Origin of the sequence: Actinomycetospora rhizophila, from assembly GCF_042657905.1 — a bacterium.
In the GTDB taxonomy this organism is placed as follows: Bacteria; Actinomycetota; Actinomycetes; order Mycobacteriales; family Pseudonocardiaceae; genus Actinomycetospora; species Actinomycetospora rhizophila.
On sequence record NZ_JBHSKG010000009.1, the window covers coordinates 1 to 24,641 of the forward strand.

24 protein-coding genes and 1 pseudogene are annotated in these 24,641 nt (G+C 75.0%); 17 read left to right on the forward strand and 8 right to left on the reverse strand.

Features of this window, described 5'->3' with window-relative positions; translation table 11 throughout:
* The 3 genes and pseudogenes from ACFPK1_RS17395 to ACFPK1_RS17405 form a co-directional block, all read left to right on the forward strand.
* A pseudogene (locus tag ACFPK1_RS17395) lies at positions 1–443 on the forward strand (hypothetical protein); the annotation flags it as partial.
* 376 nt (positions 444–819) lie between these two features.
* Complete coding sequence (locus ACFPK1_RS17400) at positions 820–1,686, forward strand: DUF2382 domain-containing protein (RefSeq protein ID WP_378022202.1); 867 nt, start codon at positions 820–822, stop codon at positions 1,684–1,686.
* A 96-nt stretch (positions 1,687–1,782) separates the two neighbouring features.
* The gene (locus tag ACFPK1_RS17405; protein ID WP_378022203.1) at positions 1,783–2,550 is read left to right on the forward strand and encodes a GAF and ANTAR domain-containing protein; all 768 of its coding nucleotides are present in this window, start codon (positions 1,783–1,785) and stop codon (positions 2,548–2,550) included.
* A gap of 30 nt (positions 2,551–2,580) precedes the next feature.
* Here ACFPK1_RS17405 and ACFPK1_RS17410 read toward each other — a convergent pair whose 3' ends face one another.
* Together ACFPK1_RS17410 and ACFPK1_RS17415 are read right to left on the reverse strand one after the other, a co-directional pair.
* The gene (locus tag ACFPK1_RS17410; protein WP_378022204.1) at positions 2,581–4,614 is read right to left on the reverse strand and encodes a SpoIIE family protein phosphatase; all 2,034 of its coding nucleotides are present in this window, start codon (positions 4,612–4,614) and stop codon (positions 2,581–2,583) included.
* Positions 4,615–4,733: 119 nt separating this feature from the next.
* A complete protein-coding gene (locus ACFPK1_RS17415) occupies positions 4,734–5,525 on the reverse strand; it encodes a GAF and ANTAR domain-containing protein (RefSeq protein WP_378022205.1) in 792 nt (263 codons plus the stop codon).
* A 564-nt stretch (positions 5,526–6,089) separates the two neighbouring features.
* Between ACFPK1_RS17415 and ACFPK1_RS17420 the strand changes: the two genes are divergently transcribed.
* From ACFPK1_RS17420 to ACFPK1_RS17440, 5 genes are all read left to right on the forward strand, one after another.
* Positions 6,090–6,389: a hypothetical protein gene (locus tag ACFPK1_RS17420; protein WP_378022206.1), complete on the forward strand. Its 300-nt coding sequence runs from the start codon at positions 6,090–6,092 to the stop codon at positions 6,387–6,389.
* The gene (locus ACFPK1_RS17425) at positions 6,386–7,783 is read left to right on the forward strand and encodes a chloride channel protein (protein ID WP_378022207.1); all 1,398 of its coding nucleotides are present in this window, start codon (positions 6,386–6,388) and stop codon (positions 7,781–7,783) included. The genes ACFPK1_RS17420 and ACFPK1_RS17425 overlap by 4 nt, the downstream gene beginning before the upstream one ends.
* Positions 7,764–8,204 (forward strand): DUF6325 family protein, encoded by a 441-nt coding sequence (locus tag ACFPK1_RS17430; RefSeq protein WP_378022208.1) that lies wholly within the window; start codon positions 7,764–7,766, stop codon positions 8,202–8,204. Before ACFPK1_RS17425 ends, ACFPK1_RS17430 begins: the two co-directional genes overlap by 20 nt.
* A gap of 12 nt (positions 8,205–8,216) precedes the next feature.
* Positions 8,217–8,510, forward strand: a complete 294-nt coding sequence (locus ACFPK1_RS17435; protein ID WP_378022209.1) for an SHOCT domain-containing protein — start codon at positions 8,217–8,219, stop codon at positions 8,508–8,510.
* 67 nt (positions 8,511–8,577) lie between these two features.
* Complete coding sequence (locus ACFPK1_RS17440; protein ID WP_378022210.1) at positions 8,578–9,270, forward strand: hypothetical protein; 693 nt, start codon at positions 8,578–8,580, stop codon at positions 9,268–9,270.
* Here the strand turns inward: ACFPK1_RS17440 and ACFPK1_RS17445 are convergent.
* The gene (locus tag ACFPK1_RS17445; protein ID WP_378022211.1) at positions 9,254–10,102 is read right to left on the reverse strand and encodes an SDR family oxidoreductase; all 849 of its coding nucleotides are present in this window, start codon (positions 10,100–10,102) and stop codon (positions 9,254–9,256) included. The two genes, ACFPK1_RS17440 and ACFPK1_RS17445, sit on opposite strands and share 17 nt — an antisense overlap.
* Positions 10,103–10,157: 55 nt before the next feature.
* Between ACFPK1_RS17445 and ACFPK1_RS17450 the strand changes: the two genes are divergently transcribed.
* A complete protein-coding gene (locus tag ACFPK1_RS17450) occupies positions 10,158–10,583 on the forward strand; it encodes a MerR family transcriptional regulator (RefSeq protein WP_378022212.1) in 426 nt (141 codons plus the stop codon).
* 37 nt (positions 10,584–10,620) lie between these two features.
* Here ACFPK1_RS17450 and ACFPK1_RS17455 read toward each other — a convergent pair whose 3' ends face one another.
* Positions 10,621–11,172 (reverse strand): NAD(P)H-dependent oxidoreductase, encoded by a 552-nt coding sequence (locus ACFPK1_RS17455; RefSeq protein ID WP_378022213.1) that lies wholly within the window; start codon positions 11,170–11,172, stop codon positions 10,621–10,623.
* Between the two features lie 172 nt (positions 11,173–11,344).
* Between ACFPK1_RS17455 and ACFPK1_RS17460 the strand changes: the two genes are divergently transcribed.
* Both ACFPK1_RS17460 and ACFPK1_RS17465 read left to right on the forward strand, forming a co-directional pair.
* Positions 11,345–12,346 (forward strand): AraC family transcriptional regulator, encoded by a 1,002-nt coding sequence (locus ACFPK1_RS17460; protein ID WP_378022214.1) that lies wholly within the window; start codon positions 11,345–11,347, stop codon positions 12,344–12,346.
* Between the two features lie 121 nt (positions 12,347–12,467).
* Positions 12,468–13,613, forward strand: coding sequence for an LLM class flavin-dependent oxidoreductase (locus ACFPK1_RS17465; RefSeq protein WP_378022215.1), 1,146 nt, complete (start codon positions 12,468–12,470; stop codon positions 13,611–13,613).
* On the opposite strand, the gene ACFPK1_RS17470 is transcribed toward ACFPK1_RS17465, so the two are convergent.
* Positions 13,585–14,682 carry a phenylacetaldoxime dehydratase family protein gene (locus ACFPK1_RS17470; RefSeq protein WP_378022216.1) on the reverse strand — a complete coding sequence of 366 codons (1,098 nt, stop codon included), beginning with the start codon at positions 14,680–14,682 and terminating at the stop codon, positions 13,585–13,587. The genes ACFPK1_RS17465 and ACFPK1_RS17470 overlap by 29 nt on opposite strands.
* A 129-nt stretch (positions 14,683–14,811) precedes the next feature.
* On the opposite strand from ACFPK1_RS17470, the gene ACFPK1_RS17475 reads away from it, so the two are divergent.
* The 5 genes from ACFPK1_RS17475 (at position 14,812) to ACFPK1_RS17495 (ending at position 19,602) form a co-directional block, all read left to right on the forward strand.
* Positions 14,812–15,087 carry a DUF4242 domain-containing protein gene (locus ACFPK1_RS17475; RefSeq protein ID WP_378022217.1) on the forward strand — a complete coding sequence of 92 codons (276 nt, stop codon included), beginning with the start codon at positions 14,812–14,814 and terminating at the stop codon, positions 15,085–15,087.
* 32 nt (positions 15,088–15,119) lie between these two features.
* Positions 15,120–17,297 (forward strand): ATP-binding protein, encoded by a 2,178-nt coding sequence (locus ACFPK1_RS17480; RefSeq protein ID WP_378022218.1) that lies wholly within the window; start codon positions 15,120–15,122, stop codon positions 17,295–17,297.
* Positions 17,298–17,344: 47 nt separating this feature from the next.
* Positions 17,345–17,749 carry a nuclear transport factor 2 family protein gene (locus ACFPK1_RS17485; RefSeq protein WP_378022219.1) on the forward strand — a complete coding sequence of 135 codons (405 nt, stop codon included), beginning with the start codon at positions 17,345–17,347 and terminating at the stop codon, positions 17,747–17,749.
* Between the two features lie 219 nt (positions 17,750–17,968).
* Positions 17,969–18,808, forward strand: coding sequence for an amino acid kinase family protein (locus tag ACFPK1_RS17490; protein ID WP_378022220.1), 840 nt, complete (start codon positions 17,969–17,971; stop codon positions 18,806–18,808).
* Positions 18,805–19,602: an amino acid kinase family protein gene (locus ACFPK1_RS17495; RefSeq protein ID WP_378022221.1), complete on the forward strand. Its 798-nt coding sequence runs from the start codon at positions 18,805–18,807 to the stop codon at positions 19,600–19,602. Before ACFPK1_RS17490 ends, ACFPK1_RS17495 begins: the two co-directional genes overlap by 4 nt.
* Positions 19,603–19,611: 9 nt before the next feature.
* Here ACFPK1_RS17495 and ACFPK1_RS17500 read toward each other — a convergent pair whose 3' ends face one another.
* Both ACFPK1_RS17500 and ACFPK1_RS17505 read right to left on the reverse strand, forming a co-directional pair.
* Entirely contained in the window at positions 19,612–21,171 is a 1,560-nt protein-coding gene (locus ACFPK1_RS17500) for an alpha/beta hydrolase (RefSeq protein ID WP_378022222.1), read from the reverse strand.
* A gap of 114 nt (positions 21,172–21,285) precedes the next feature.
* A complete protein-coding gene (locus ACFPK1_RS17505; protein WP_378022223.1) occupies positions 21,286–21,669 on the reverse strand; it encodes an ArsR/SmtB family transcription factor in 384 nt (127 codons plus the stop codon).
* A gap of 101 nt (positions 21,670–21,770) precedes the next feature.
* Here ACFPK1_RS17505 and ACFPK1_RS17510 point away from each other — a divergent pair, with 101 nt between their 5' ends.
* Complete coding sequence (locus ACFPK1_RS17510; RefSeq protein ID WP_378022224.1) at positions 21,771–23,699, forward strand: heavy metal translocating P-type ATPase; 1,929 nt, start codon at positions 21,771–21,773, stop codon at positions 23,697–23,699.
* Here the strand turns inward: ACFPK1_RS17510 and ACFPK1_RS17515 are convergent.
* Positions 23,692–24,537: a helix-turn-helix domain-containing protein gene (locus ACFPK1_RS17515; RefSeq protein WP_378022225.1), complete on the reverse strand. Its 846-nt coding sequence runs from the start codon at positions 24,535–24,537 to the stop codon at positions 23,692–23,694. The genes ACFPK1_RS17510 and ACFPK1_RS17515 overlap by 8 nt on opposite strands.
* Positions 24,538–24,641 lie beyond the last annotated feature (104 nt).

The following is a 24,641-nucleotide window of genomic DNA, read 5'->3' on the forward strand; positions in this document are numbered from 1 at the left end:
CGCTGGTCATGGCCATCGCCGTGTTCATGATCCTCAACCAGCTCGGCATCGCCCAGACGATCGTGAACGCGACCTACATCGCCCTGATCGGCGCGGTCGCGCTCGGTGCGGCGCTGGCGTTCGGCCTCGGTGGCCGCGACGCCGCCGCCGATCTGATCAACTCCGGGTACCGCAAGGCCCAGCAGAACTCCGACCAGGTCCAGGCCGACCTGCAGGCCGGCCAGCAGCGCGCCCAGGCCGAGGCCCAGCAGTACACCCAGCAGTACACGCAGCAGCACGCGCCCGCCGGTGGCGCCTCGGGGGGCGCCTACGCCGCCGGACCGAGCGAGCAGACCACCCGGGTCACCCAGCCGGGCGACCCGTACGGCGACCCCTACGCCGACCCCTACGGCGGCACCGGCGCTCCCGGCGCCGGGCCGACCCGGGGCAACGGCCGACCCTGAGCCCCACCCTCCCACGACAGGGAGGCGAAGGACGACGCTCCGGCATCCAGGCGGGTGCCGGAGCGTCGTCGTGTCCGGGGGTGTGTGAGGTCCTCGCCGGCGAGCAAAGGTTGTGTGCGAAACGATCGTCTGGACGCCGTTCGAATTGCTCCGATCGCCGCGCCGTCGGGAGGATTGACCGGGCCCCGCAACGGCCACCCGGAAGGGACGCGGAGTGAGCAGGATGCGCATTCTGCTGTTTCTCGTCCAGCCGTCGGGCGACTCCGCGTCCCGATCTCAGTTCCACCATTCCGTCCGGAATCCTGCCGTGGACCGACGTGTGCCTCGAGGCGTTCGTCGGGTCCTCCACGCACGGGCGGGAAAGGAGTCACCGACCATGACCGTTGATCTCAGCGATCCTCGCGACCTCTACGGTGCCGACGTCACCGGTCGCCACGGGGAGAAGCTCGGCAAGGTCGAGACCGTCTACCTCGACAACCAGACCCAGCGCCCCGAGTGGGCCGCCATCAAGACGGGCCTGTTCGGCATCCACATCTCCCTGGTGCCGCTGGCCAGGGCCGATTACCAGGGCGGGCACCTCGAGGTCCCCTACTCCAAGGACGACGTCCAGAACGCGCCGCACCACGACCCCGGAAACGAGCTGTCGGTCGAGAACGAGCAGCAGCTGTTCAGCCACTACGGCGTCGATCACGGCGGTGACACCGCCACCGCCCGCACCCACGACACCCCGACCGGCGGTGCGGACGGCGCCGGAGCCGGCCGTGGCGAACGACGTGGTGGTACGGACCGCGACGAGCACGACGGCGCGGTCGGCCGCGACACGTCGGGCCCGACCACCGACGAGGCGATGACCCGCTCGGAGGAGGAGCTGCGCGTCGGCACCCAGACCCAGGAGCGTGGCCGGGCGCGGCTGCGCAAGTACGTCGTGACCGAGAACGTGACCCAGACGGTGCCGGTGTCGCATGAGGAGGTCCGCGTCGAGCGCGAGCCGATCACCGAGGCCAACGCCCCGGCCGCCCACGACGGGCCGTCCATCTCCGAGGAGGAGCACGAGGTCGTCCTGCACGAGGAGCGCCCGGTGGTCGGCAAGGAGACCGTCGCCAAGGAGCGGGTCCGCATGGACACCGAGACCCACCGCGACGAGGAGCAGGTCTCCGACGAGGTCCGCAAGGAGCAGATCGAGGCCACCGACGAGACCGGGGCCACCGGACGCGGCACCGAGTCCACGCGGCCCCGCCGCTGACACCGGCGGTCGGCGGTGCCCCCGGGCAGGGGGACGCCGCCGACCGCGCACCATCGACGGTGTCGGCCTCTTCCTTCCGTGGGTAATTCTCTTCGCATGTCGTCCATACGAGAGCGCGACGAACGCGAGCACGTCAGTGAGGGGACCGGGGAGCGCGTCGGTGCCGATCTTGCCCGCACGCTCGAGGAGGCGGCCCGCGGCCTGCTCGAGCGGGGCGAGGAGGACGGTGTCGAGCACACCCTCGGCCTGGTCGTGCGCGGCGCGATCCAGACCGTCCCGCACGTCGACCAGGCGGGCATCTCCCTGGTCGAGCGCGGCGGGCGCGTCAGGTCCGCGGCGCCGAGCAGCGACGCCGTGCGCGAGCTCGACGAAATCCAGAACGACCTCCGCGAAGGACCGTGCCTCGACTCCATCTGGCGCGAGCAGCGCACCATCGTCGAGGACATGGCCCAGGCGACCGACCGGTGGCCCCGCTACGCCCCGGCCGCCCGCGAGCGCGGCGTCGGGGCGCTGATGTCCTTCCAGCTCTTCGCCGAGCAGGGCAGCGCCGGGGCGCTCAACCTCTACGCCGGCGAGCCGCACGTCTTCGACGAGAGCACCGCCGACGCCGGCCGGCTCTTCGCCGCCCAGGCCGCCCTGGTCCTGCACGGCGCCCAGCGCATCCAGGGCCTACACCTCGCCCTCGAGAACCGCGACGTCATCGGCCAGGCCAAGGGCATCCTCATGGAACGTTTCGGCATCGGCCAGCAGCAGGCGTTCTCGATGCTCGTGGAGTCCTCCCAGAACACCAACATGAAGCTGGTCAAGGTCGCCGAATGGCTCACCGGCGAGCTGGAGAAGAAGACCCGCACCGGCGAGCGGTGATCTGCAGCGCCTGAGCTGCCCGCGGCCCGGTCAGGACCCGGTGTCGGGGACGAGGAAGGCCACGCGCGTCCCGTCACCACCCGGGATGACGCGGACGTCGTCGGCGATCTCGTGGATCAGCATCAGCCCGCGCCCGCGGTGGCCCGAGTCGGTGGGCGGCGGCCGCCACCGACCGGAGTCGGAGACGACGACATGGACCGCGCCGGTACCGGTCCGCGCGAGATCACAGCTGAAGGTGCCCGCACCGTCGGGGTAGGCGTGCTCGATGGCGTTGGTCGCCGCCTCGCCGACCGCCAGGTGGAGGTCGATCGCGTGGCCCTGCGAGAGGCCGGCCCGCGCGGCCCACCGTGTGACCTCCCGCCGCAGGGACTGCAGCGACGTGGGCTCGGCCGTCAGCCGGGCCCGCAGCGGCGCCGGGATCCACCGGACCACGACCAGGGCGATGTCGTCGGCGGCGCCCGAGCCGCCGCCGTCGACCGCGGCGTCGACGAGACCGGTCGCGAGCTCCTCGGGGTGGCGGTGACCGACCTGCGCGGTGCTGCGCAGCAGCCGGTCGAGTCCTTCGTCGAGCGACTCCCCGCGGCGTTCCACCAGCCCGTCGGTGTAGAGCAGGACCGAGGAACCCGGCTCGAGGACGAGTGACGCCGAGCGGTAGGGCGCGGTGCGGGCCCGCACCCCGAGCATGGTGCCCTCGCCCCCGGCGGGGAAGCGGACGCCCTCGTCGTCGACGAGCAGCATCGGGAGGTGACCGGCCAGCGCCCAGGTCAGCACGCCGGACTCCCAGTCGAGCGTCAGGCACGCGCACGTGCTGCCCAGGGCGCCCTCGAGGCCGGCGGCGAACCGGTCCAGCCGTTCGAGCGCCTCGGCCGGCGGATGCCCCTCGAGCAGGTACGCCGACAGGGCGCTGCGGAGCTGCCCCATGATCGCCGCAGCGCGCGGACCGTGGCCCACGACGTCACCGACGGCGAGCGCCACCGTGGTCGGCCCGATCGACACGAGGTCGTACCAGTCCCCGCCGGCCTGGGCCTCGGTGGTGGCCGGGAGGTAGCGGGTGGCGGTGGTGAGCCGCGCCAGGGCCGGCGCGGCACGGGGCAGGAGGCTTCGCTGCAGGGTCTCGGCGAGCTCGTGCTCGAACCGGTAGAGGCGCTCGCGCTCGACCTCGGCCCGGCGGCGGGCGGTGACGTCGCGACCGATGGCCTGCCACAGACCGTCGGGGGTGAACCAGATGCTGAGCTCGACGGCGACGGCACCGCCGTCGCGGTGGCGCATCTCCCACGTCTCGTGGACGGCCTCGCCCGCGCGCAACCGCCGGAGCAGATGCGCGAGCCGGCCCCGGTCCTGGTCGCGGACGAGGTCGTGCACCCGCAGCCCCAGGTGGTCCTCCCGGGACATCCCGACCATGGCGCACGCGGCCGGGTTCGCGTCCAGGAAGCGGCCGTCCTGGTCGGCGAGCCAGATACCGTCGGTCGCCCGCTCGAACAACATGCGGAAGCGGTCCTCACTGCGCCGAGCCGTCTGGTCGGCCCGTGCGCGCGCCAGGGACTCCCGACAGCGGTTGGCCACCAGCGTGGTGAGATCGACGTCCGAGGGCGTCCAGCGCCGCGGAAGCGCGTGGTGCACCGCCATCGCCGCGACGAAGCGCTGCGCCTTCCTCAGCGGGACACACACCGCCGCGCGGACGCCGGTGGTCGCGTAGACCGCCCGTTCGCCGTCGTCGAGGCGGGGGTCGGTCGCGGCGTCCTCGACGACCCACGGCTCACCCCGGCGCATCGCCGCCAGCGCCTCGGCGCCGAACGCGGCCATCGCGAACCGCCCGGTCAGCGGCGGCAGCGAGCCCGAGGCCCAGTCACCGGAGACGGTGAAGTGGTTCTCGTCGGCCTCCACCTGCGCGTAGGCGCACCGGTCGGCGCCGGCGTGCTCACCCAGCCGTCGCGCCGCCGCGCCCATGATCTCGTCGGCGTCCTCGAGGAGCTGCAGCTGCCGATCGAGTGCCGCCACGAGGTCGGTACCGGGCGACGGCGCGGACGACACCGGATCGCCGACCGGGCCGGGGTCGCCGTGCACGCTTCCGCTCCCCTTCCGTCGGGACCGTCCTCTCGGTGCCCCTGGGGTGGAGCCGGCGACCGCGCAGGTCGTGGAGGGGACCATCGTAGGCGCGGCGGCCGCGCGGCGGCAGCGCTCCGCTACGGCTGCCGGCCCGGGTCACCGGAGGGGCCGTCCGGCACCCGGTCGAGACGCAACCGGTGGGCCAGGACGTCCGAGGCCACCTCGACGAGCAGCCGGTTCTCGACGAACGCGTGCCCGCGCAGCCGGTCGAACGCGGCGTCCGGGGACACGCCGAGCTGCTCGGCGACCATGCCCGCCGCCATGTGGACCTGGACGTGCCCCACGATCCGCGCGCCCAGGCTCCCGGCCGAGGCCTCGCGCTGGACCCGGGCGACGGTGCCGGCCGGGTCCTGGACGCCCAGCAGCACCAACGCCGCCGTCTGGGCCAGCTCGCTCCCGGCGGCGACGGCCTCGGCGTCGAGCACGGCCGGGGCGGTGCAGTAGGTGCTCAGGGCGCCGACGCGCAGCGAGCCCAAGACCAGGGGGAACACGAACACCGCCCGGGCGCGGGAGCACTCGACGGCCCGGGAGGCGTAGATCGGCCACCGCGCGCCGGCCGTGGAGTCGAGATCGGGCAGCAGGACGGGCACACCGAGGTCGAACGCCTCGAAGCACGGCCCCTCCCCCAGGCTGAACTGCAGCTCCTCGAGCTCGGCGGCGGTGTCGTCGCTCGCGCACAGCGTCTCGCGGTGGCGCGTGCCCGCGATGGTCGAGATCGCGGCGCCGTCGACCGGCAGCGCCGCCGCCGCCGACCGGCACACGACCCGCACCGCCTCGACGGGATCGGGCCCGCGCAGCGCGAGCGCCACGGCGTCGCGCAGGCGCGTCAGGTCGGTCGACGCATCCCCTCGCCCGGCGTCGTCCGTCATCGCCCGCACGCGGCCGCATCGCCGCAGCCCGCCGGGACGCGGGCGGCGGTGGAGGTGGGGTGGAGCGACGGGGCGAGGGTGATCAACGAACTCCCACCGGGAGGGGCTCGGCGAGCAGCCGACAGGCGGGGCTGGAGCGTCAACCGGGTTGTGCCGGGGATACCCCGTCGCGGCGGGGCGCACGCAGGATCGGCCACCGGCCCCCGGCCCCCGGCCCCGATCTCGATTTCCGGCAACGGTCGCTGATGTCCTGTCAGCAGCGGCAGCAGGACGGGCTCGGTGGCGGCCATCCCCCCGACCAGCACGACCGGCGCCGACATGCCACCGGACCGGGCGCTCGGCGGCGGGTCTCGCCGTCGACCACCCGCACGCGTGCACGATCATCCGATCGACCCCCTTGCCGTCGGCCCTGACGGCTGGGCGTTCAACCGGACGGGACGGGCGACCCGCTGACCGGCACCGCCGATCCTGCGGCGGCCTCCGTAGTCACCTGGGGCAGGTGATGCGGGCGCACCGCCGCGGGCGACACGGTGGACCGGCATCGCCCATCCACGGAGGTCCGCCATGGCGTCGCGTCCCCCCGACCAGGGGTTCAACTCCCGGCTCTTCCTCGGCGGCGCGGTGCTCGCCGCCGCGGGCAGCGCCCTCGTGAGCGTCGGTCTCGCCCTGGGCAGCGCCGCGCTGCTCGACGCCGCCCGGCGCTGGCAGCGCGGCACGGAGATGTCGCCCGCCCAGCTCGCCCGCCACGCCATCGGGGTGGCCCAGGTGGCCACCACCGCCGGTGCGCAGGCGTGGCAGGCGCCGATGCCCGACGGACGCCGGCGGGCCGCGGCGGGCGACGGGCGCATCCAGCCCGTGTCGTGACCCCGCCGGACCCCGCGGTCGACCCGTTCACCGTCCTGCGCTCGCGGCGCTACCTCGGCCTGCTCGCGCTCGCCGCCGTCATCGGCGTGCCGATCTCGGCGATCGCCTACTGGTTCCTCGCCCTCGTCGGTCTCGTCCAGACCTGGGCGTTCGAGGCCCTCCCGGCGGGGCTCGGGTTCGCGGGCGCGCCGCCGTGGTGGCCGCTGGTGCCGCTCGGCGTCGCGGGGCTCCTGGTCGGGCTGACCGTGCGCTACCTGCCCGGGCACGGCGGCGAGTCCCCGGCCGACGGCTTCCACGCCGGCGGGTTCCCGGAGCCCGCGGCCCTCGGCGGCATCGCCCTGGCCGCGCTCGCGAGCATCGGGCTCGGCGTCGTCGTGGGCCCGGAGGCCCCGCTGATCGCGATCGGCGGCGGGCTCGCCGTCATCGCCCTGCGGCTGGCGACCCGCGGGGCGGCACCGGCGTCGGTGGCCTCGGTGGTGGCGGCCACGGGCAGCTTCGCCGCGGTGAGCACGCTGTTCGGCTCCCCGCTGGCCGGCGCGTTCCTCATGATGGAGGCCGCGGGCCTCGGCGGCGCGACGGCCACCATGGTGCTGGTCCCGGGCCTGCTGGGCTCCGGGATCGGGTCGCTGGTGTTCCTCGGGCTGGACTCGTGGACCGGGTTCGGCACCTTCTCCCTGGCGGTGGGCGACCTGCACGCGGACTCGCCGACGGTCCGGGGCCTGGGCTGGGCGGTGGCCGCCGGCGTCGTCGCCGCCGGCCTCTGCTTCGCGATCCGGTGGGCGGCGCTGCGGCTGCGCCCGGTCGTGGTGCGCGGCCCGGTGCTGGTCACGCCGCTGGTGGGCCTCGCGATCGGCGCCCTCGCCGTGGTCTACGCCGGCACGACCGGGCACGCGGCCACCGACGTGCTGTTCTCGGGGCAGGACGCGCTGGGCCCGCTGCTGCACGACCCCGCCGCGTACGGCCTCGGCGCCCTGCTCCTGCTGATCGTGTGCAAGGGCCTGGCCTACGCCGGGTCGCTGGCCAGCTTCCGCGGCGGGCCCACGTTCCCGGCCATGTACATCGGGGCGGTCGGCGGTACGGCGCTCGCGCTGCTGCCCGGTCTCGACCCCGTCTCCGGGGCGGCGATCGGGATGGGCGCGATGACGGTCGGCATGCTGCGCCTCCCGATGACCTCGGTGCTGCTCGCCACCCTGTTCCTGGGGACGGCGGGCCTCACCGTGATGCCGCTGGTGATCGTCGCCGTGGTCACGTCGTACGTCGTCACCCTGCGGCTCCCCGACCCCGCCCCGGGATCACCCTCGGCGGGCGACGACCCCCCGGCGACGGCCGACGAGCATCGGGCGCCGGAGAACCGGCGAGCTGGGAGGCAGGACCATGACCGAGCCGAGAGCTGAGACAGGACCGATCGACTACCTGGTCGTCGAGTTCCCTCCCGGCGCGAGGACCGGCGAGGGCATGCCCCTGCTGCTCGACCTCGTCGACCGCGGCCTCATCCGCATCCTCGACCTCGTCTTCGTCGCCAAGGCCGCGGACGGCACGCTCAGCGTCCTCGAGCTCGCCGACATCGACGGCGACGGTGACCTCGACCTGATGGTCTTCGACGGGGTGTCGTCGGGCCTGCTCGGGCGCGACGACCTGGACGAGGCCGGCGGGGTGCTCGACCCCGGCGCCACCGCCGCGGTGCTCGTCTACGAGAACGTCTGGGCGGCACCGCTGGCCACCGCACTGCGCCGGGGCGGGGCCCAGCTCGTCGCCGGTGGCCGCATCCCCGTCGACGAGGTCGAGGCCGCCCTCGCCCCGTCCGTCCCCGCGTAGAGGAGTCGACCCATGCCCGGACTGTTGCGAGGACTCGCCCGCACCGCCCTCGTGGCCGGCACGGCCACGGCGGTCTCCAACCGCGTCTCGCGCCGCCAGGCCGGCCGGTGGGCCGCGGAGGAGGCCGAGTACGCGCCGCCGCCCCCGCCTCCCCCGCCGCCCGCCGGGTACGGCGAGGGGTACGGCGGCGGCGCCCCCGGGGCCGACACCATCGACCAGCTCCGGCAGCTCGGCGAGCTCAGGAGCCAGGGCATCCTGACCCAGGAGGAGTTCGACGCGCAGAAGCGGCGGATCCTCGGCTCCTGAGCACGAGCAGGGCAAGGGTCCGATCGGCGGACTGACACACCGATCTCCGTCCGCGAGGCTGAGCGCGATGGTCCGACCCGCCCCGGCCGTGACGCAGCTCCTCTGGGACGCCGTCCTCGAACGCGCCGATCTCGAGCCCACCGTCCTCGCCCTGCGCGACGCCCTGTCCGACGCCGTCGAGCAGGGCCACTGGGCGCACGTCGCGACGCTCCTGGACCGGACCGACGACGACCTGCCCTCGGCGCTCAGCGCCAACGCCCTGCGCGCGGGCGACCGGAGCGGCTCGGCGCCGCTGCACCACGCGGCACGCCAGGGAGCCCACCCCGACGTCGTCGACGACCTCGTCGCCCGCGGCGCGTGGCGCACGCTGCGCGGCGCGGACGGCGCGACCCCCGAGACGGTGGCCCGCCGCCTCGGCCACGTCTCGCTCGCCGACCGGCTCCGCCCGGAGCCCGCGATGGCCCTGGACGACGAGACGGTCGCCGACATCGAGACGTTCCTGCGCGCCCTGGTCGAGGTCCGGACGCGCCGCCTGGACCGGCCGCTGCGACCGCCCCAGCTCGGGCCGCTGCTGGAGTACCCCGGCGCGACGATGTGGGTCCGCGTGCCCGGGATGTACGGCGGCTTCGCGTGCCGGTGGGCCGACGACGCGGACGAGCCGACGGTCGAGGTGCGCAGCGCCAGCCGGGTCGTCGGCGGCTCGGGGCGCACGCACCACGTCACGGCCGAGGGCGTCGCGCTCGTCACGCGGGTGCTGTGACCTCGGGGTCCTTCACCACCGAGTAGGCCACGTCGCGGTGGGCGTCGAGCTCGGCGAGCCGGGCGACCAGCGAGGCGCGGACGTCCTCGTAGGTGTCCGAGCCCAACGGCAGGCGCAGGGGCGTCGCGCCGCCGTCGACGAGGTCGATCACCGCGCCGGCGATCTTCCCGGCGTCGTTGGGCAGGGTGAACGAGCCGTCGGTCAGCGCGCGCCGCACCTGGCCCGCCGGGGTGTCCTCGTACTCCGGCATGACCGGCGCGGTGGCCAGCGCGGCGGCGAACCCGGTCGGCGTCGCGCCGGGCTCGACGATCGTCAGGCCGATCCCGAACGGTGCGATCTCCCGTGCGACCGTCTCGGCGAAGCCCTCGATACCCCACTTCGAGGCGTGGTAATAGGCGAAGTTCGGGTAGGTCGTCTGCCCGCCGGCCGTCGTGACCTGGAGGATGCGCCCGTGCCCCTGGGCGCGCAGGTGCGGCAGCGCGGCGCGGACGACGTGGATCGAGCCCAGCAGGTTGGTGTCGACGACCCGGCGGATCTGCTCGTCGGACGCCTCCTCGACGGACGCGAAGACGCCGTACCCCGCGTTGTTGACGACGACGTCGATGCTGCCGAGCGCGGCGAACGCCTCGCCGACGACGCGGCGCACCGCGTCGCCGTCGGTCACGTCGAGACGGCCGGTCCAGAGCCGGTCGCCGTACTCGGCACGCAGCCCGTCGAGGACCTCGGGACGGCGCAGGGTCGCGGCGACGCGGTCGCCGCGGGCCAGCAGGCGCTCGGTGAGCAGGCGCCCGAAGCCGGACGACGTGCCGGTGATGAACCAGGTGGTAGCCATGGCGGCGACGCTAGGAGTTGAAGTCGACTTGAAGTCAAAGTCGTAGACTGGCGCTGTGACCACCGAGACAGAGACGCTGCTGAGCATCGGCGAGGTCAGCGAGCGCACCGGGCTGCCCACCCACACCCTGCGCTTCTACGAGCAGGAAGGGCTGTTCGCCGGACCGGTCCGGCGCAACGCCGCGGGGCGGCGCCTCTACACCCAGGAACAGGCGCACTGGGCGCGGGTGTGCACGAAGCTGCGCTCGTCGGGGATGCCGCTGCCCGAGATCCACCGCTACGTGGCCCTCGTGCGCAAGGGCCCCGGCAACGAGGCGGAGCGCTTCGCGATCCTCCAGGAGCACGAGCAGAAGGTGGCCCGGCAGGTCGCCGACCTCCAGGAGGCCCTCGCGGTCATCCACACCAAGGTGGAGATCTACGAGGAGGCGCTCGCCGCGGGCACGGCCGGCCGGCTGTGGCGCGACGGCCCGACCTGCGACTGACCGACATCACCGCCGACGCGCGGGGACCAGAGCCGACTCAGAGCAGGGGGCGCAGGGCCCGGACGGCGGGCGCCGCGCGCACCGCCGTCGTGAACTCCGCGAACGCGCGGCCGTGGGCGTCGGCCAGCGCGCGGGCGCGGTCGGTGAGGGTGGTCGCGTCGACGTAGTCGGCGCCCTCGAAGTACAGGCCCGGCGAGAGCACCTGGGCGGCGAAGAACCCGCCCAGCACGTCGCGCAGGTCGTCGACCGCGAGGAAGTGGTGGGCCGTCGCGCCCGTGTGGACGATCGCCGTCGCCTTGCCCAGCAGCGGGGCGCGGGTGTCGCCGGCGACGCCGCGCTCGGTGTTCTCCAGGACGCCCTTGACCAGGCTGCTCGAGCGCGCGCGGTAGGTCGGCGTCGCGAAGGCGATGCCGTCGGCGGCCTCGATCGCCCGCTGGACGGCCTCCGGGTCGGGCCCGTCGGCGAGCTCGATCACCTCGGTGGCCGCGCCGGTCGCCGCGGCGCCGTCGAGCAGCGCGCGCAGGGCCACGAGGCTGCGTCCTCCCGGGGACGGCGAGCCGACGATGCCGAGGAGCCGCGTGGTGGTCATCGTCGGAGGCTAGGAGGCGCCGCGGGCACCGCCCCATCCGTCACGCGCACCGCGCCGGCCGATCTGCGCAGCGCATCCGCGCACGTCGCGGGGCTGCGATCGACTTGCCACCCCGATCGGTTGCCTGCAACTGTGTCCGGCGACACGGTCGCACCGGGGCGAGGGGTCACGAGTGGGCGCACCCAGCAGGGACCCGGCCGAGCCCCTCGCCGGCCACGCCGTGATGAGCACGGCCGACGTCGACGAGGCCCAGCACGTGGTCACCGAGGTCTACGTGCGCCACGAGCTCGACTCGCTGGGCGGCCGCCCGCTCGACGCGCGCCTCAACTGCGTCGCCTCGGAGCGCATGACGCTCGGCTACCTCGTCTACGGGGCGAACGCGGCGCTCGACCTGCCCCCGCTGGAGAGCTGCTACCACGTCAACCTGACCCTGTCCGGGAACACGCAGGTCACGCGCCGCGGCGGCCGCGACCGCGCGACGACCGCGGGCGGGTGCAGCGGCGCGGTCCTGCTGCCCACCGAGCACTCGACGGTCGAGTGGACGCCGGAGGCGACCCAGTTCGCCATGAAGTTCAACCGCGGGCCGCTCGAGGAGCACCTCGGGAGCCTGCTGGGCCGGCCGGTCCACGACCCCCTCGACTTCGACGTCACGATGGACCTGACCCGCGGGCCCGGCGCCGCCCTGCTCGCGGCGGTGCAGTTCCTGCAGACCGAGATGGACCGCCCCGGCGGGATCGCGGACGCCCCGCTCGCCCGCGCCCAGCTCGAGACCTACGTGATGACGGCGCTGCTGCACGGCGTGCCGCACCAGTACACCGAGGCGCTGCACGCCCCGCCCGCCGACGACCGCCCCGCCCTCGTCCGCCGCGCGACCGAGTACATCGAGGCCCACGCCGCCGAGGCGTTCACCGTCCCGCAGCTCGCGCAGCACCTCGGGGTGTCCACGCGCACGCTGCAGGTCTCGTTCGCTCGCAACGTCGGCGTCCCGCCCAGCGCCTACGTCCGCGACGTCCGCCTCGCGCGCGTGCACGCCGACCTGGTGGCCGCCGACCCCGCCGACACCTCGGTCACCGAACGCGCCGCCGCCTGGGGCTTCCTGCACCAGGGGCGGTTCTCCGAGCAGTACCGCCGCCGGTACGGACAGCTGCCCTCGCAGACGCTGCGCCACGGCTGACCCCGCCCGCCGCGCTGCGCGTTTCGGACGCAGCGCTGCGTCTCACGGATGTCCGGGCCGATCACCGGCTCCCTAGCGTGGTGGCGATCATCACTGCCCGACCCGACACCCGGAGGTCGCCATGGTCCAGACGATCACCTACGGTCGCGAGCAGGAGATCCCGCTCCGCCACCCCCGCGAGAACGGCCCGTCCATCTTCAACGACCAGAAGATGAAGCTCGGCCTGTTCGGCTCGAACTGCTCGGGCGGTCTGTGCATGACCGACGCCCCGACCACCTACGAGATCACCTGGGACCACACGCGGTCGATCGCGCAGAAGGCCGACCGCCTCGGCATGGAGGCGATGGTCCCCGTCGCCCGCTGGAAGGGCTTCGGCGGCAACGTCAACTTCAACGGCACCAACTTCGAGACGTTCACCTGGGCCGCGGGCCTGGCGGAGTGCACCGACCAGATCACGATCTTCACGACGACCCACATCCCGACGGTGCACCCGATCGTCGCCGCCAACATGGCCACGACCATCGACCACATCTCCGGCGGCCGGTACGGGATGAACCTGGTCATGGGCTGGTTCACCCCCGAGATGCACATGTTCAACCCCCAGCAGCTCGAGCACGACGAGCGCTACCAGTACGGCGGGGAATGGCTCGAGCTCGTCGAGCGGCTCTGGACCGCCGAGGGCGAGTTCGCGTTCGACGGCCGGTACTTCCAGGCCCAGGAGCTCGAGTCGGAGCCCAAGCCGGTGCAGAACCCCCGCCCGGTGCTCATCAACGCCGGCAACTCCTCGGCGGGCACGGACTTCTCGGCGAAGTACGTCGACATCAACTTCGCGTCGCTGGACCTCGAGAAGATGCCCGACTACACGCAGGCGATCAAGAAGAAGGCGAAGGACGAGTACCGGCGCCAGATCAGCACGATGACCTACGGCCTCGTGGTCTGCCGCGACACCGAGGAGGAGGCCAGGCGCGACCACCAGCGGATCATCGACGAGGGCGACTGGCCGGGCGCCCGCCACCTCATGAGCATCATCGGCGTCGAGAGCCAGTCGTTCGGCGAGCAGATCGAGAAGTTCCAGGAGCGCTTCATCGCCGGCTGGGCGGGCCAGCCGCTGGTCGGGACGCCGGAGCAGGTGGTCGACGGCTTCCAGCGGCTCTGCGACGCCGGCATGGAGGGCATGATCATGGGCTTCCTCGACTACAACGAGGAGATCGACCACTTCGGCGAGACCGTCATGCCGCTCATGCGCGAGGCGGGTCTGCGCTCCTGACGGCGTCGCTGCTGACGGCGTCGCTGGTGACGGCGTCGCGCAGCAGGCCCGTCGCGGGGTGGCAGTTGACGTACTCGTAGTACTGCGAGTCCGCGTCGACCACCGAGACCTCGTGATAGAGCCGCAGCGACGGGACGTGGCGGGCGCGGCCGACGAAGGCGACGAAGACCTCGAGGTGGCTCGGGTGCGACTCGGCCCAGCGCTCGAGCAGGTCGAGCGAGCGCCAGAACGAGATGGCGTAGGTCGTGTCGAGCGGGGTGCCCTCGAGGTCGACGTTGCGGACGTAGCGGTTGCTGTAGCAGCCGAGACGCTGCCCCTTGTCGCGCAGGAAGTCCATGGCCCGGCGCAGGGCCGGCTCGATGGCCTCGAGGTAGAGCTCCTGCTCCTCGGCGGGGATGCCGGCCCAGTCCTGGCCGGAGCGGATCAGCGCCACGTTCTCGTGCCCGCGCACGACGACGCGCCCGCCCCGCGCCGGGTCGCTCGTGGCCGCGAGCTCGCCCGACGGGCCCATGCGGTCGGTCTGCGAGCGCGGGATGCGGTCGCGCATCGCGCCCCAGTAGGCGTGCTCCTCGACCTGGTCGCTGACGTCGTCGAGGACCCCGCCGATGCCGGGGAGGCGGTCGGTGAACGGGTAGAGCGTCTCGAACCGGTCGACGCCCGGGGAGAGCACCTCGCGGAAGACGCCGACGGCCGCGGACAGCCGTTCGGGCGCGTCCCACCAGGCGGCGATCTCCGGGCGCGCCAGCCAGCGCTGCGTGGTGCCGGCGTCGCGCCAGTACGCCGCCGCGACGAGCGTGTCGTACCCCTGCGCGTCGACGTGGTGGGTGACGTCCCACCCGCCCGGACCGTCCGCCAGCGCGAACCCGTCGGTGATCGCCCGCAGGGTCGCCCACGCCTCGGCCCGGTGCTCCTCGCCGCGGTACTGGACCCCGAAGTAGCCCATGACGACCCGGGTGACGTCCTCCCCGACGCGCGCGACCCAGATCGGGAAGGGCGGCCGGTAGTCCTCGGGAACGCGCCGCGACAGCGTGCGGGGGCACTGCAGGTGGGTGTCGATCGCGGATTCCATGCGTGCCTCCCGAGATGGGTACCGCCGCGGCGAACGACGGGGATTCTCTCCCGACGCGGGGCGCCGCCGCCCGCTCCTAGCGTTCTCGCAGGCCACCAGGCCGACGACACGAGAGCAAGGAGCAGTGCCATGGCCACCTTCCTGATCGAGCGCAACATCCCCGGCGCGTCCGACCTGACGCCCGAGCAGCTGGCGCAGATCGCGGCGACGTCCAACGACGTCGTGTGCGACCTCGGCGTCCCGTACACGTGGCGCCACAGCTACGTCGCCGGCGACAAGTTCTACTGCGTGCACGAGACCGACGACGTCGAGACCGTGCGCGAGCACGCCCGCCGCGGCGGCTTCCCCGCCGACGTCGTCGTCGAGGTGGCCGCCACCATCGGCCCCGGGACCGCGGGCACCTGACCGGGAGGCGTGCGCGCCGCTACCGTGCGGTGATGGAGGCGGACGGGGTCCCGGTGCCGACGCCGCTGACACCGCTGATCGGCCGCGAGCGCGAGGTCGCGACGGCGCGGGCGGTGCTGGGCGCGCACCGCCTGCTGACCGTGGTCGGCGTGGGCGGCTGCGGGAAGACCCGGCTCGCGACCGAGGTCGCCCGCGGGGTCGCCGGTGCGGTGTTCGTCGACCTCGCCCCGCTCGCCGACCCGGCGCTCGTGCTGCCGACGGTCGCCCGCGCGCTCGGGCTCGGCGAGGCGGGGGCACAGCCCCTGGTCACGACGCTGCACCGGCACCTCGCGGACCGCGACGCCTTCCTCCTGCTCGACAACGTCGAGCACGTCCTCGACGCCGTCGACGGGCTCGCCGACCTGCTCGCCCGGTGCCCGCGCCTGACGGTGCTCGCGACGAGCCGGTGCCCGCTGCGCATCCCGGGCGAGCACCTGCTGCCCCTCGCCCCGCTGCCGGTCCCCGGCGACGGGCACGGCGCCGACTCGCCGAGCGTCGCCCTGTTCCTCGACCGGGTCCGCGCCGCCGAGCCCGACCGCGCCGTGGGTGACGGCGACCTGCGCGACGTCGCCCGGATCTGCCGGGCGCTCGACGGGCTCCCGCTCGCCCTCGAGCTCGCCGCCGCGCAGGTCCGCACGGTGGGCCTCGCGGGCCTCCTCGACGACGCCGGGACCGCCGTGTCGCCGCGGCGGGCCGTCCCCGAGCGGCACCGGAGCCTCGAGGCCGCCATCGCCTGGAGCATCGCCCTCCTCGACGACTGGTCGGTGACGGTGTTCGGCCGGCTCTCGGTGTTCGCGGGGAGCTGGACGGCGCCGGTCGCGCAGCGCGTCTGCGGGGAGCCGGGGCGCGACGTCGGCCCGGCCCTCGCCGCGCTGGTCGAGCACTCCCTGGTCGAGGTCGTCCCCGCCGGGACCGGTGTCCGCTACCGGATGCTGGAGACGCTGCGGCGCCACGCCGCGGGCCTGGCGCGCGCGGCCGACGACACCGTGCGCCGCCACGCCGACTGGTGCGCGGAGGTCGCCGACTCGGTCCTGACGTGCCCCGGGCCGCGGGAGGCCGCGTGGATCGACGTCGCGCAGGCCGAGCTCGCCGAGCTCCGCGCGGCCCTCGAGCGCTGCCCGCCCGCGGCGACGCCCACCGGCCTGCGCACGGCCGCCGACCTCTACTTCTTCTGGGACATGCGGGGCTACCTCGGCGAGGGCCGCGACCACCTCGCCCGTCTCCTCGCCCGTCCGGAGGCCGCGTGGGACCCCTCCGCGCGCGTGGCCGCGCTGCAGTCGCTCGGGCTGCTCCTGCTCTGGCAGGACGACCTCGCCGGCGCCCGCGGCGCGCTGGAGGAGGCGGCGGACCTGGCCGAACGGCGCGGTGACGCCGCCGGCTGGGCCTGGTGCGCGGGCAGCCTCGGGATCGCGCACTTCGCGGGCGGCGACGTCGATGCGATCGCCGAACGCGCCGAGCGCGGCCTCGCCGTCGCCCGGCAGGAGGCGGCCTGGATGCCGCTGCTGCGCACGACGTGCGGGCTCGGCCTGGTGCGCTGGGCCCAGGGCCGGGCGGACGAGGCCCGCGCGCTGCTCGAGGAGAACGCGCGCCTCGCGGCCCCGTCGCCGTGGGGAGCGGCCAAGGCGGGCTGGTTCCTCGGCTGGTTCGCGTTCCTCGACGGTGACCTCGAGGACGCCGACCGGCGGTTCCGGGACGGCGCGGCGGCCTTCGCCCACATCGGCGACCGCCGCTCGCTGCCCGACTGTCACGACGGGGCCGCGTGCGTCGCCGCCGCCCGCGGGCACGCGACGCAGGCCCTCGAGCTCTTCGCGACCGCCGACGGGCTGCGCGAGCGCGCCGGGACGCGGCGCAACGCCTACCTGCGCCCCCACTGCGACCGGGCCCGGGACGGCGCCCGGGCCGCCGTCGCGACGCCGGCGCCGCACGGGGTCACCGCACGCGAGCTCGAGGTGGCCCGGCTCGTCGCCGACGGGCTGACCAACCGCCAGATCGGCCGGCGTCTCGGCATCAGCGAGCGGACCGCGGAGCGCCACACCGAGAACCTGCGCGCGAAGCTCGGCGTGGGCACGCGCGCGCAGATCGCGGCCTGGGCCGCGGCGGTACCCACGCACCCCGCGGCGGCCGTGGCGGACGTCCCGGATACCGGGCGGACCCGGACCCCGCTGGGCTGAGCGCAGCGGCACGCACCCCGCGTCCGCCCGGTCCCGAGGAGTCCGCCGTGACCACTCCCCTGCAGAGCTCCGACCTCGCCGTCGTCGAGGAGGCCTACCGCGCGTTCGCCCGCGGCGACATCGCCGCCGTGGTGGGGGTGCTCGATCCGCAGGTCGCCTGGACCGAGGCCGCGGGCAGCGCCTACGCGGGGACCCACGTGGGCCCCGAGGCCGTCGTCGCGCACGTCTTCGCCCCGCTCGGGGCGGACTGGGAGAGCTTCGTGCCCGTGCCGTCCGAGTTCCTCGCCGCGGGCAGCGCCCTCGTCGTCCTGGGCGCGTTCGAGGGTGTCCACCGCGCGACCGGCCGGTCGATGACGTCGCGCTTCGCCCATGTGTTCCGCCTGTCCGACGGGCGGGTGACGGCCTTCGAGGCGATCAACGACACCCACGAGGTCCGCCGGGCCATGACCTGACCCCGTGCTCGACGTCACACGCCGGGCTGCGCGCGCCGTGGGCGCGACGAGGGCCGGGGGATCCACCCCGCGTCCTCGCCGAGCCCCCGGCGCCGCCGTCCGTAGCTGCGGTTCGCCACCTCCCCGAGGGCGCCCCACGGAGATCACGGCAGGCCCTAGCCTCGCCGTGACCGGGGCCGACGGCGCTGGTCGCCCCTTCACCCACGAGGAGGTCCCCTGGTGTCCGTGTCCGCGAGCGGGTCGGCCGAGCTCGCCGACCTCGCCGCCCTGCTGAGCGACCGCTCGCTCGACGACGCCGCCCTGGCGGCGCTGAGCGACGAGGCGCCGGAGACCCCGGTGCTGCCCGACGTCTCGGTGATCAAGGTCGGCGGTCAGAGCCTGATGGACCGGGGGCGCGCGGCCGTGCTGCCCCTGGTCGACGAGATCGTCGCCGCCACCGGGAGCCACCGGCTGCTGATCGGCACCGGTGGCGGGACCCGCGCCCGGCACGCCTACGCGCTCGCCGCGGAGCTGGGCCTGCCGACCGGCGTGCTCTCCGAGATCGGCTCGGCGGTCGCCGGCCAGAACGCCACCATGCTGGGCTACCTGCTGGCGCGCCACGGCATCCCCGTCGTCGAGGCCAACGCCTTCGGGACGCTGCCGCTGCGCCTGGCCGAGGTCGGCGCCGCGGTCTTCCCGGGCATGCCGCCCTTCGGGCTGTGGCAGCGCGTCCCCCACGAGGGCGTGATCCCGCCCTACCGCACCGACGCCGGCTGCTTCCTCGTCGCCGAGACCTACGCCTGCCAGCAGATGATCTTCGTCAAGGACGAGGACGGGCTCTACACCGCGAACCCCAAGACCGACCCCGCGGCGACGTTCATCCCCGAGATCACCGTGGACGAGCTGCTCGCCCGCGGCCTGCCCGACCTCGTGCTGGAGCGCGGGATGCTCGAGCTGCTGCGCGACGCCCGCCACGTCCGGTCGGTCCAGGTCGTCAACGGCCTCGTGCCGGGCAACCTCACCCGCGCCCTCGCCGGCGAGCACGTCGGCACGATCATCTCCGCCGGAGGCCCGCAGTGACGACCCCCGACGACCGGACGGGCCGCGACGTCGAGTCGGCCTTCGTCCGCCAGACCCTGCTCGACGCCGAGCTGGTGCGCTCGGCCGAGCCCGGCGACGTCGCCCCGATCCGCCTGCTGCCGTGGCTCGAGGTGGTCGTGCTGGGCGGGTCGACCATCGTCGACCGCGGGCGCGACGTCCTGCTCCCGCTGGTCGAGGAGATCCGCGGACTGCTGCCCGAGCACCGGATGCTGCTGCTGACCGGCGCGGGCATCCGCGCGCGCCACGTCCTCGGCGTCGGGCTCGACCTGGGGCTGCCGACCGGCGCGCTCGCCGGGCTCGCGGCCACCGAGGCCGAGCAGAACGGGCGCCTCGTCGCGTCGCTGCTCGCGGCCGAGGGCGTGTCGTACCTGCCGCACCAGACCGTCGCGGGCCAGCTGCCCGTGCACCTCGCCGCCGCGAACGCCGCGGTCTCCAACGGCTACCCGCCCTACGGCGTCCACGAGTTCCCGACGGCCACGGGACGCCTGCCGGTGCACCGCACCGACACCGGCGCGCTGCTGCTCGCCGACGCGTTCGGCGCCGGGCGGCTGGTCTACGTGCGCGACGCCGCCGCGCTCGCCGGGCTGCCCGACGAGATCTCGGCGAAGGAGCTGCTCGCCCGCGACGGCGACCTGCCGGTCGACCGCCTCGCGCTCGAGCGCCTGGGCCTCGCCCGCCACGTCCGCGCGCTGACCCTCGTCGACGGCACCGCCCGCGGCGGGCTGACCGACGGGCTCGCCGGCAAGGGCGGCGTCACCGTCACGGCGGACTGACCGCCGGGTCTACGGGAACGGCGGCTTGTCGGGCTGACAGACCGTGCCCGGGGGCGGCGTCACGAGGTCGACGAGGTAGCGCTCCCGCGCCGCGTCGACGCACGCTCCCGGGTCCTGGTAGGTCGGGTGGCCGTAGCCGTCCTGCACGAGCAGGACGGCGTTGCCGAGCCGCTGCTGCGTGGCCTCGGCGTTGCGGATCCCGGTCGCCGGGTCCCACCGGTTGTTGATCAGCAGGACGGGGTTCCGGGTCGGGGCGTCCCACGGCCCGGCGTAGCGGTCGTCGCTGCGTCCGGGCCACCCGGACGCGCACGGCCCCCAGAGCCACCATCCGTTGACCGCACCCCACAACTGGCTGGACCGCACGAACTCCGGGACCACCGTCGGCCACGCGGCGACGGGCTGCTGCGCCGGACCGTCGAGGCACGAGATCGCCGACGACGTCACGCTGGCGTCGTAGCCCGCCGGCGACTGGTACTGCTGCGCCGAGGTCTCCAGCGCCGAGGCGTCGCCGTTCGCGGCGGCGTCGAGGTCGGCGGCGAACTGCGGCCACATCCCCGGCACCCGCAGCGGGGTGAAGGTGGAGACGAGCAGGTCGCCGTACGTGAGCTCGCCGGGCGGGGTCGCGGTCGGCGCGGGGATCGGCGCCTGCCGCGCCCGGTCGAACAGGGCGGCGACGCGCTGGTCGACGGTCTCGGGGCCCCGCGCGAGCGCGCAGCCGGCCGGTCCGGCCTGCTGGCAGAGCTCGCGGAACCGGGCGAAGACCTCGTCGGTGTGCGCCACGTCGCCGACGGTCCGCGCCTCCGCGCCCTCGCTGTACTCGACCGCGTCGATGAGGCCGTCGAGCTGCATCGCCCGCACCCGGTCCGGGAAGAGGGCGGCGTAGGTCTGGCCGATGAAGGTCCCGTAGGACAGGCCGACGTAGGTGAGCTGCGGGTCGCCGACCGCGACGCGCAGCGCCTCGAGGTCGCGGGCGGTGTCGGCGGTCGAGACGTGATTCAGCAGCTCGCCGCTGACCTCGCCGCAGCGGCGCGCCAGGTCGGTGGTGCGTCGGGCGTAGGCCTGCGACTCGGCGTCGGTCGTCGGGATGCTCGCCCCCGCCCAGAAGGCGTCGCGGTCCGCGTCGGAGGTGAAGCAGCGCACCGGCGAGCTGAAGTTGGTGCCCCGCGGGTCCCAGCCGACGACGTCGAACCGGCCGCCGCCCCAGCGGTCGAAGTCCTCGCCGCCCCCGGCCACGAGCTCGACGCCGCTCTGCCCCGGACCGCCCGGGTTCACGAACATCGAGCCGATGCGCTCCTGCGGCCTGCTGGCGAGCCGGCGCATGAGCGCCAGTTCGATCTGCTGCCCCTGGGGCGCGCTCCAGTCCAGCGGCACCGGGACCCGGGCGCACTGCAGGGCCGGGTCCCGATCGCTCGGCGCGGCACACGCGCCCCACGCGACGCCGGGTCCCGGCGTCGGTCCGGTCACCGGCGACGCCGGGGAGGGCGAGGACGCCGGCGCGACGCCGACCTGTGGTGTCGCGGCCGCGCAGGCCGCCGCCATGAGCGCCACACAGGCGGCCGCGAGGGCCATCCGGAGGCGACGGGCACCGCTTTGTTGACGCACCGTCATCGCTGACCACCCGATCGAGGGACAAGTCAGGCGAAGCTACTAGATTTTTTCACGCTGTGGAGCCAGGAGAGGCGTCTAGTGGACAGCCGCCGCGGTGTCGGTGACGCCGAGCCGCAGGTGCTGGACGTGGTTGATCGCCTCGGCGAGCAGGCGCGCGACGTGCTGGTCGAACAGCCGGTAGGAGATCTGCTTGCCCTGCCGGGTGCCGACGACGAACCCCAGCTGGCGCAGCACGCGCAGCTGGTGGGACACCGCGGACTGCTCCATCCCGACCGCCGCGGCGAGATCGCCGACCGATGACGGCCCGTCGGCCAGGTGCAGCAGGATCCGCAGCCGGCTGGGCGTGCTCAGGGCGCTGAGGGTCTCCGCGATGCCCTCGACGGGCACGTCGACCCCCGCGCCGAGCGCAGCCAGGAGCGTCGTCCCGGCCGGTTCCGGCCCCGACGTCCCGTGTCCCACACCACGGACTCTACCGAGGCCGGCCCCGTCGAGCCGCCATCTCACGACCTGCTGAGCCGACCACGTATGAACGATTGCTCACGTGAGCTAGCGTGCGGGTTATGGCGATCAGCGCGTGGTGGCGGAGCTTCGTCCGCCTGTCGGAGGCGCGGTGGGCGCTCGCGTCGCTGGCCTTCTTCGTCGTCGCGGCGCTCACGCAGCTGCTCGACGCGCCGGTCGGGGTGTGGGCGCCGCTCTGGGCGGCCTGCTACCTCAGCGGCGGCTGGGAGCCCGCGCTCGCCGGCCTGCGGGCCCTGCGGGAGCGGACGCTCGACGTCGACCTGCTGATGGTCGTCGCCGCGGTCGGGGCGGCCGCCATCGGCCAGGTCCTCGACGGCGGCCTGCTGATCGTCATCTTCGCGACCTCCGGGGCCCTGGAGGCCTGGGCGACCGAGCGCACGGAGTCGTCGGTGTGCGGGCTGCTGGAGCTCGCGCCGGAGCGGGCCCGGCGCGTCGGTGCCGCCGGGGAGGAGGAGGTCGACGTCGCCGACCTGCGGGTCGGCGACGAGGTGCTCGTGCGCCCGGGCGAGACGATCAGCGCCGACGGGACCGTCGTCGACGGTGCCGGCGAGGTCGACCAGGCGAGCATCACCGGCGAGCCGTTGCCGGCGGCCAAGACGGTCGGCGACGAGGTCTTCGCCGGCACCGTCAACGGCACCGGCGCGCTGCGCGTGCGGGTCGCGCGGGAGGCCGGCGCGTCGGTGATGGCGCGCATCGCGGTGCTCGTCGAGCAGGCCTCGGCGACGAAGGCCCGCACGCAGCGCTTCGTCGAGACGATCGAGCAGCGCTACTCGGTCGGCGTCGTCGTCGCCACGGTGGCGATCTTCTTGATCCCGCTGTGGTTCGGCGAGGACCTCCGGGGGGCGCTGCTGCGGGCGATGACGTTCATGATCGTCGCCTCGCCGTGCGCGGTGGTGCTCGCGACCATGCCGCCCCTGCTCGCGGCGATCGCCACGGCGGGCCGCCGCGGGGTGCTGGTCAAGTCGGCGCAGGTCATGGAGGACCTCGCGACGATGGACGCGGTCGCGCTGGACAAGACCGGCACGCTCACCGAGGGGCGGCCGGAGCTGGCGTCGGTGCACGGCCTGGGCCTCGACGGCGACACGCTGCTCGCCCTCGCCGCCGCCGCGGAGCACCCGAGCGAGCACCCGCTGGCCCGCGCCGTGGTCGCGGCGGCCCGGGCGCGCGGGCTGGCGCTCGCGGACGCCGTCGACTTCGCGGCCGAGCCCGGGCGCGGGGTGCGGGCGGTCGTCGAGGGGCGGTCGGTGCGGGTCGGGAGCCCGGCGCCGGTGACCGACCCGCGCGTGCGGCGCCTCGTGGCCGACGCCGAGGACGCCGGGCACACGGCCGTCGTGGTGCACGTGGACGACCGCCCGCAGGGTGTCCTCGCGCTCACCGACGCCCTGCGTCCCGGGGCCCGCGCGACGGTCGCGGCGCTCGCCGCCCGCACCGTCGACCCGCCGCTGCTCCTGACCGGCGACAACTCGCGGACCGCCGCCCGGGTCGCCGCGGCCGTCGGCATCGACGACCGGCGCGCCGAGCTGCTGCCCGCCGACAAGGTCGCGGCGATCGAGGACCGGCGGGCGGCCGGGCGCCGGGTGATGGTGGTCGGCGACGGGATCAACGACGCCCCGGCGCTCGCCACCGCCCACGTCGGCGTCGCGATGGGCCACGCCGGCGCCGACCTGACCCTGCAGGCCGCCGACGTGGTGGTGGTCCGCGACGAGCTGGCCACCCTGCCCGCCCTGGTCGACCTCGCCCGGCGCGCCCGCCGCGTGGTGGTCGCCAACCTCGTCATCGCCGGGTCGATCATCACCGGGCTCGTCGTGTGGGACCTCGTCGGCACGCTCCCCCTGCCCCTGGGCGTCGCCGGGCACGAGGGGTCCACGGTGCTGGTCGGGCTGAACGGGCTGCGCCTGCTGCGGTCCGGCGCCTGGTCGCCTCGTCCGGCGGACACGGCGGAGGAGCCCGAACCGGTCGGCGTCAGGTGACGGTCAGGGTCCAGCTCGCGAGCAGGTCCATCGCACGCCGCGACGACGAGCCGGGTTCGGTCGTGTAGACGAACAGCGTGGTGTCCGGGTCGCCGGGCGGCGTGAGCGTCTCGAACTCGACGGTCAGCTCGCCGACCACGGGGTGGCACAGGCGCTTCGACCCGTGGGTGCGCCGGTGGACGCGGTGCTCGTCCCACCAGCGACGGAAGTCGGGGCTGCGCTCGCGGAGCTCACCGACGAGGGCTCCGGTGGCGCGGTCGTCGGGGTCGGCGCCCGCGGCGAGCCGGAGGCTCTCGACCGCCGCGCGGGCCTGGACCTCCCAGTCGGCGAACAGCGCGCGGGCGTCCTCGTCGAGGAGCATCCAGCGCGCGTAGTTCCGCTCCGCGGGCCGGATCGCGTCGAAGTCGGTGAACAGCGCGCGGGCCATGCGGTTGGCGGCGAGGACGTCGGTGCACCGGCCGAGCACCAGGGCGGGCTCGCCGTCGAGGGCGTCGACGAGCTGGCGCAGCCCGGGCCGGACCCGCTGCGCGGCGCGGGGACGCTGCCGCGGCGTGCCGGCGAGCCCGACGAGGTCGTCGAGGTGCGCGCGCCCGGCGGCGTCCAGCTCCAGGGCTCGGCCGATCGCGTCGAGCACGGCCGGCGAGGGAAGGATGCGCCGGCCCTGCTCGAGGCGCGCGTAGTAGTCGCTGGAGACGCCCGCGAGCAGCGCGACCTCCTCGCGGCGCAGACCTGGTACCCGGCGGACGCGGGCGTCGGCGGGCAGCCCCGCCCGTGCCGGGTCGCACTCGCTGCGGGCGCGGCGCAGGAAGTCGGCGAGCTCCCGGTTCCTCTGGGGCATCCGCCCATCCTCCCCACCTCGCGCGGGTGCTGCCCGGCCCTCCGCGTCCTCGGCAGCGCAGGGCTCGCGATGGGCGTCCGCGCGGCCCCGCCGGCGACCAGCGT